Raw genomic sequence first — 7321 nt, 5'->3', positions numbered from 1 at the left:
GCCCCGGGCGCTGGGCCGCGAGCGGCACGAACCCGCTCGTCGCGGCGGCGAATCCGTTGCTGAACCTGGTGCCGCAGATCCGTTCGACCGTTCATCACCCGAATCCGGCGTGGCTGCGCGAGCATCTGGTGGTCGAGATCCGGCAGTTCGAGGCACGCGCGCAGGAGGCCGGCGTGCCGTCGGAAGCGATCATCGGCGCGCGCTACTGCCTGTGCACGGCGCTCGACGAGGCGGCCGCGCTGACGCCGTGGGGCGGCAGCGTGTGGTCGTCGCACAGCCTGCTCGTGTCGTTCCACAACGAGACCTGGGGCGGCGAGAAATTCTTCCACCTGCTCGAACGGCTGTCGCAGCAGCCGCGCCAGCATCTCGACCTGCTCGAGCTGCTGTATTTCTGTCTCGCGCTCGGCTTCGAGGGCCGCTATCGCGTGCTCGACAACGGCCACGCGCAGCTCGACGCGCTACGCCACCAGCTCGCGCTGACGATCCGCTCGGTGCGCGGCGAGTTCGAACCGGCGCTGTCGCCGCACTGGCGCGACGTCGTCACGCGCGACGTTGCGCGCCGCTTCGTCGTGCCGTTGTGGGTGTGCGTGGCGCTCGCGCTGCTGGTCGGCTTCGGCATGTTCGTCGGGCTGCGCATCGCGCTCGCCGGGCATTCGGATCGGCTGTTCGCGTCGATCGACGCGCTGCACGTGCCGAAGCTGCAGCCCGCGCAGGCGCCGCCGCGCCCGGCGCCGGCGCCGCGCATCGCGAAGTTCCTGGAGCCGGAGATCGCGGCCGGCCTCGTGTCGGTGCGCGACGACGCCGATCGCAGCGTGATCGTGCTGCGTGGCGACGGGTTGTTCAAGTCCGGCTCGACGTCGGTGATCGACCGCTACGTGCAGGTGCTCGCGCGGGTGGCAGATGCGCTGAACAAGGTGCCCGGCAACGTGCGCGTGACCGGCTATACCGACGACACGCCCGTGCATACGGCGCGCTTCGCGTCGAACTGGGACCTGTCGCGCGAACGCGCGGAAGCCGTGCGCGGCATGATCGCCGCGCGGCTCGACCGTCCGGAGCGGCTCGCGGCGGAAGGGCGCGGCACGCTCGACCCGGTCGCGCCGAACGATTCGCCGGCGAACCGCGCGCTGAACCGGCGCGTCGAAATCACGCTGCTGCCGGCGCCCGGCGGTGCCGCCGCCGGCGCGAGCACGACGCAGGGGGCCAACTGACCATGAACCAGGCTGTCGCGCGTTTCGTCCGGCCGTTGCCGTCGCGGGAGATCTGGACCTTCGCCGGTCTCGTCGTGCTCGCGTGCTTCGTGTGGCTCGCGGGCCCGCTGTTCGCGTTCGCCGAGGTCAGGCCGCTCGAAAGCGGCTGGGCGCGCGGGCTCACGATCGCGGTGCTGTTCATCGCGTGGGGCGCGCGCGTCGCATGGCGCAGCTGGCGCGCCGGCCGCCTCAACGCGCAGTTGCTGAACCAGCTGCGCGACGCCGCACCCGGGCCGGCCACCGCCGCCGATCCGGCCAAAGCGCAGCTCGACGAGTTGCGCAACCGCTTCGACGAAGCCGCGACGCTGCTGAAGAAAGTCCGCTTCGGGCAGGCCGACACCGTGCGCAAGGGCTTGCCGCGCTGGTTCGACCGGATGTCGCGTCAGTATCTGTACCAGCTGCCGTGGTACGTGTTCATCGGCGCGCCGGGCTCGGGCAAGACTACCGCGCTCGTGAATTCCGGGCTCAGCTTTCCGCTCGCCGAGCAGTTCGGCCGCGCGGCGATTCGCGGCGTGGGCGGCACGCGGCATTGCGACTGGTGGTTCACGAACGACGCAGTACTGATCGACACGGCCGGCCGCTATACGACGCACGAGGGCAACCGCGCGCTCGACGAGGCCGAGTGGAAGGGCTTCGTCGACCTGCTGAAGAAATACCGCACGCGCCAGCCGCTGAACGGCGCGATGCTGACGATCAGTGTGGCCGATCTGCTCGGTGCGTCGGAGGCCGAGCGCACGCAGCACGCGATGGTGCTGCGCAAGCGGCTGCTCGAACTGCGCGCGCAGCTCGGTATCCGCTTTCCCGTGTACCTGCTCGTGACGAAGGCCGACCTGCTCGCGGGCTTCGCCGAGTATTTCAGCAGCTACGGTCGCACGGAATGCGCGCAGGTGTGGGGTTTCACGTTCCCGCTCGCGCAAAGCGAGGCGCCGGGCTTCGACCTGCGCGCGGCCTTCGACCGCGAATACCGGCTGCTGCACCAGCGGCTGAACGACGGGCTGCCCGAACTGCTCGCCGCGCAGACCGATGCGCGCCAGCGCGAGATGACGTACCTGCTTCCACAGCAGATCGCCGACCTGCAGGACATGCTCGGCCAGTTCGTCGCCGAGGTGTTTTCCGTGTCGAGCTACGAGCCGATGCCGATGCTGCGCGGCGTCTACCTGACGAGCGGCACGCAGGAGGGCACCGCATTCGATCGCGTGATGAGCGGCATCAAGCGCTTCCTGAAGATCGAGGGCGTGCCGCCAGTCGCGCAGGTCGGCTCGACCGGGCGCAGCTTCTTCCTGAAATCGCTGCTGCAGGAACACATCTTCCGCGAAGCCGCGCTCGCCGGCAGCGACCTGCGCTGGCACCAGAAGCGGCGCGTGCTGCAGATTGCCGGCTACGTGCTGTTCGCGCTGGTGTGCGTGGCCATCCTGGTCGCGTGGCTGCGCAGCTATTCGAACAATCGCGCGTATCTCGACCAGATCGCCGCGCGCGTGCCGGCCGTCGATGCGCAGATCGCCGGCGCGAAATTCTCCGATGCAGCCGACGTCGCCCGCCTGCTGCCCGTGCTCGACGCGCTCGGCAACCTCGCGAATGCGGGCGGCGTCGACCTGCAGCATCCGCCGCTCGCGTATCGGTGGGGGCTGTTCCAGGGAGAGAAGATCGACGAGGCCGTCGACGCCGTGTACCGGCGCGCGCTCGAAGACGTGCTGCTGCCGATCGCCGCGAGCCGGATGGAAGCCGCGCTGCGCGACGCACGGCCCGACGAAACCGAATACGCATATGCGGCGCTGAAGGCGTACCTGATGCTGTACGACAGCGCGCACTACGATCCCGCGTTCGTGCAGGCCGTCGTCGATCTCGAAATGGAACGCGCGCTGCCGCCCGATTTCTCGCCGGCCGAACGCACCGCGCTGCGTGCGCATCTCGCTGCGCTGTTCGGCAACCGTGTCGCGGTGTCGCCGTATCCGATGAACGAGCGGCTCGTGGCCGACGTGCGCGACCGGCTGCGGCAGGTGCCGTTCTCGCAGCGGCTGTACCGGCAGCTCACGCTCACGCTGCGGCCGGCAACCTCCGCGTTCGACTTCAGCGTCGCACGGGCGGTCGGCCCCGATGCTTCGCTGGTGTTCCGCCGCCAGAGCGGCAAGCCGCTGTCGGAAGGCGTGCCGGGGCTCTATACGCGCAACGGCTATCGCAACGTGTTCGCGCCACGCCTGGCCGGCGAGGTCGAAGCCTACGGTCGCGAGGAAGTGTGGGTGCTGAACCTCGGGCTGTCCGAGATTCCCGGGCCGAACGACGCGGCCGCGTGGGCACGCGATATCCGCCAGCTGTACCTGAACGACTACCTGAAGATCTGGGACGACTATCTCGCCGACATCAAGCTGCAGCGCACCGCAACGCTCGCGCAGAGCATCCAGGTGGCGCGCGCGTTGTCGTCCGCCGATTCGCCGCTCACGCGGCTGATGGTCGCGCTCGCACGCGACACGGCGCTCGGCGATGCGCCGGGCGGGGCGCGCAATCTCGCCGCGCGCGCGCAGGACAAGGTCGACGAGGCGCGCAGCTCGCTGTCGCAGATCTTCGCGGGCCAGGGAAGCAATTCGAGTGCGTCCGCGGCGGCGCCCGCGAGCGCCGAGCAGATCGTCGACAGCCACTTCGCCGGGCTGCGCGCGTTCGCGCCGGGCAGCGGCGACCAGGCCCAGGCGTTCAACGAAGTGTTGAAGTCGATCGACGCGCTGTACACGTACCTGACGGCCACCGACGACGCGTTGAGGAGCGGTGCGCAACCGCCGCCGTCCGACGCGCCCGCCAGGCTGCGCGCCCAGGCCGGCCGCCTGCCGACGCCGTTCCGCGAAGTGCTCGACGACCTGTCGAACGTCGCGAACGGCAGCGTCGCGACCGTCGAGCAGCGCAGCGTCGCGACGCGGGCCGGCGCGAACGTCGGCGACTTCTGCCGGCAGGCGATCGCGGGCCGCTATCCGTTCGCGCGCGGCTCGTCGCGCGACGTCGCGCCGGCGGATTTCGCGCAGATGTTCGCGCCCGGCGGCCTGATGGACGACTTCTTCCAGAAGAACCTGCAGTCGATCGTCGATACGACGTCGCACCCGTGGCGCTTCGCGAACCGCAATGCGGACGCCGATCCGTCGGCTGCCGCGATGCTTGCGTCGTTCGAGAAGGCGGCGGTGATCCGTGACGTCTATTTCGGCGGCGGTGCGCGCACCGCGCAGCTGAAGGTACAGATCCAGCCGCTTGAAATGGACCCGTCGATCACGGAGATGGTGCTCGACGTCGACGGGCAGATCGTCCGCTATGCGCACGGCCCGCTCGTGCAGAGCGCGGTGGACTGGCCGGGCCCGCGCGGCAGCAACCAGGTGCGGCTGCAGGTGTCCGGGCAGGCCGGTGCGACCGACGGTTTCTCGACCGACGGGCCGTGGGCGCTGCACCGGCTGTTCGACCTCGCGGGGGTATCCGCCGGGCGCGGTTCCGACCAGATGATTGCGCGCTTCACGGTCGACGGCAAACCGATCGTGTTGCAAGTGAATGCGGGCAGTGTCCGCAACCCGTTCAGGCTGCCCCAGATGGAGTCCTTTACATGCCCTCCGAAGCCATGAGTCCGACACCGCCGTTCACGCGTACCGACGGCGATGCGCCGGCCTGGTACGGGAAGATTCCCGGCGCCGGCGACTTCGTGAACAGCCGGTTGCCGCATGCGCTCGCGCTGTGGTGGGAGCGCTGGCTCCAGCAGGGGATGGCCGCGCTGCGCCAGCGCGGCGCGGACGAGATCGAGCGCCACTACACGGTCGCGCCGGTCTGGAATTTCCTGATTCCGGCGGGCGCCGGTGCGTCGTGCATTCAGCCAGGCTGCCTCGCGCCGAGCTGCGACCGCGTGGGGCGCTACTACCCGGTGATCGCCACGCTGCCGATGCGCGCGGCCGACTACTGGAACGGGCTGCCTGATGCGGCCGACGCGTTCTACTGGCAGGTCGGCCAGGCGCTGCTCGACGCGATCCGCCATGCGCGCGCGCCGGGCGATCTCGAGCAGATGCTGGAGCGCGTGCGGCTCGCACCGGGCGACGACACGTACGCGGACATCGTCGACGGCATGCCGGCGCCGGCCGCGTGGCCGGGGCTGTCCGGTTACTTCGATCCGCACGGTGGCACCAGCTTCTGGTGGACCAACCGCGCGGACGGCTCGCCGCTGCGCACGCATGCGCATACGGGCACGCCCGACAACGCGCTGTTCGTGACGTTGTTCGGCGGCGGCTAGCGGCCCGGCCGAAGGAGGGCGGGCCGCCGGGCGCGGCGGGCGGAAAGGACGCGGTTTCGAGAGGTGGTGGAGATGAAGGGCGCTGAATCGAGAGACAACGAGCACGACACGGCGACACGCGGCGACGCATCCGAATTCACGGTGCGGCCGCTGCCGCTCGGCCATCGCCTGGGCGAACTGCAGCTCGACGAGGTGCTGGGCATCGGCGGCTTCGGGATCGTCTATCGCGCGTTCGACCGCACGCTGCGGCGCGCGGTCGCGATCAAGGAGTACATGCCGTCGATGCTGGCCACGCGCGGCGGCGACTATACGGTGTCGCTACGCTCCGAGCGGTTCGCGCAGGCGTTCGACGCCGGGCGCGGCGCGTTCCTCAACGAGGCTCGCCTGCTCGCGCAATTCGACCATCCGGGCCTCGTCAAGGTCCTGCATTTCTGGGAAAGCCACGGCACCGCGTACATGGTGATGCCGTTCTACGAAGGGCGCACGCTCAAGCAGTTGCTCGACGGCGGGATGCGGATCAGCGAGACGCAGTTGCGCAACATCGTCGGCGCGCTGCTCGGCGCGCTCGACACGCTGCATCGCGCGCAGTGCTTCCATCGCGACGTCGCGCTCGACAACGTGCTGATCCGCCCGAACGGCAGCGCGATCCTGCTCGACTTCGGCGCGGCGCGCAAACGGATCGGCGATCTGGTCGACGACGGCGCGATGATGATCAAGCCCGGCTACGCGCCGATCGAGCAGTACACCGACGATCCCGCGTTCAGCCAGGGGCCATGGACCGATCTGTATGCGCTCGGCGCGGTGATGCACGCGATGATTACCGGCGAACTGCCGCCGGCGGCCGTCGTGCGCAGCATCAAGGACACGTACCGGCCGCTTGCGTCGCGCGACCTGCCGGCCGGCGAGGTGTACAGCCCGGCGTTTCTCGCAGCGGTCGATCATGCGCTGCAGTTGCGGATTCCGGATCGGCCGGAATCGGTCGCGGCGTTTGCGACGGAGCTCGGGTTGCGGGACTTCGGGACGGGTGGCGGGTATGGCGCGGCGGCCGTGCCGCCGGTGAGTGAGGCGGGCAGGAGCGGGGAAGGGAACGGTGAGGCTTCTGCCGGGGCCGGTACTGCATCCGCTGCTGCCGCGACTTCGATCGGCGCGGGCGGGACCGCTTCGGGCAACGCTGCGCCGGATGGGCGGCCGGCGACGTCCGCCGGTGCGGATCATGTGTCTACGTCCACGAACACGGCATCCGCATCGCCTGGCGTTTCCGGCGCCAAGCCGCAGGCCGATGACGCGCATTCGACGTCCAAAGCGGTCGCGCAAGGTGCCGCGATCGCGGCTGCGGGTACGCTCGCAGCGTCCGAATCGCATGCGACTCAGCCGACTGAGAACTCGGCTGAAAAACCCGTTGATTCCGGCGCACCGCACGGAAACGTCGAACGCGCGAAAGAATCGCCCGGTGCAAGAGCTGACGCACCGGACGAAGCCGGTACGCGATCCACAAGCACCGACACGGACATCGGTGCGCGTGGTGCGGCAGGTTCCGGGAATGCCAACGCGTCGGCCGCTGCCGGCGCCGCCGGTGCGACCGCACCGCATCCCGCCGCAACAGCCTCGTCATCAGGCGGCGCTTCGGTGCCCACCGGCTCCCAACGGGGCCAGGCTCCCGTTGGATCACGCAACCGCCGCCTGCCGGTCTACGTCGGCAGCGCGCTCGTCGCGCTGATCGCCGTGGGGCTCGCCGCGACCTATCTGTCGCGTCCCGCCCGCGTCGCCGACGAGCCCACGCCGGTCGCGAGCCAGCCGCAGGCCGGTACGCCGCCGCCCGCGAGCACGA

4 protein-coding genes are annotated in these 7321 nt (G+C 70.1%); all 4 read left to right on the top strand.

Going from position 1 to position 7321, the window contains the following annotated elements; all coding sequences use genetic code 11:
* Positions 1 to 1208 (top strand): DotU family type VI secretion system protein (locus G3O06_RS45475; RefSeq protein WP_205819990.1); only part of this gene is annotated, 1208 nt, incomplete at its 5' end.
* Between the two features lie 2 nt (positions 1209 to 1210).
* On the top strand, positions 1211 to 4837 hold the full coding sequence (gene tssM, locus G3O06_RS45470; RefSeq protein WP_205819989.1) for a type VI secretion system membrane subunit TssM: 3627 nt from the start codon (positions 1211 to 1213) through the stop codon (positions 4835 to 4837).
* Positions 4819 to 5493, top strand: a complete 675-nt coding sequence (gene tagF / locus G3O06_RS45465; RefSeq protein WP_205819988.1) for a type VI secretion system-associated protein TagF — start codon at positions 4819 to 4821, stop codon at positions 5491 to 5493. Before tssM ends, tagF begins: the two co-directional genes overlap by 19 nt.
* Positions 5494 to 5565: 72 nt before the next feature.
* A partial coding sequence (locus G3O06_RS45460; RefSeq protein ID WP_205819987.1) for a serine/threonine-protein kinase occupies positions 5566 to 7321 on the top strand: 1756 nt, incomplete at its 3' end.

It is taken from the genome of Burkholderia sp. Ac-20345 (genome assembly GCF_017104825.1).
In the GTDB taxonomy this organism is placed as follows: Bacteria; Pseudomonadota; Gammaproteobacteria; order Burkholderiales; family Burkholderiaceae; genus Burkholderia; species Burkholderia lata_B.
This window is presented reverse-complemented; position numbering and strand designations above follow the sequence as displayed.

What these genes read in the sequence shown, in the direction of transcription:
- tssM (WP_205819989.1), top strand. Translation starts at nt 1,211, where the DNA reads ATGAACCAGGCTGTCGCGCGTTTCGTCCGGCCGTTGCCGTCGCGGGAG.
- tagF (WP_205819988.1), top strand. Translation starts at nt 4,819, where the DNA reads ATGCCCTCCGAAGCCATGAGTCCGACACCGCCGTTCACGCGTACCGAC.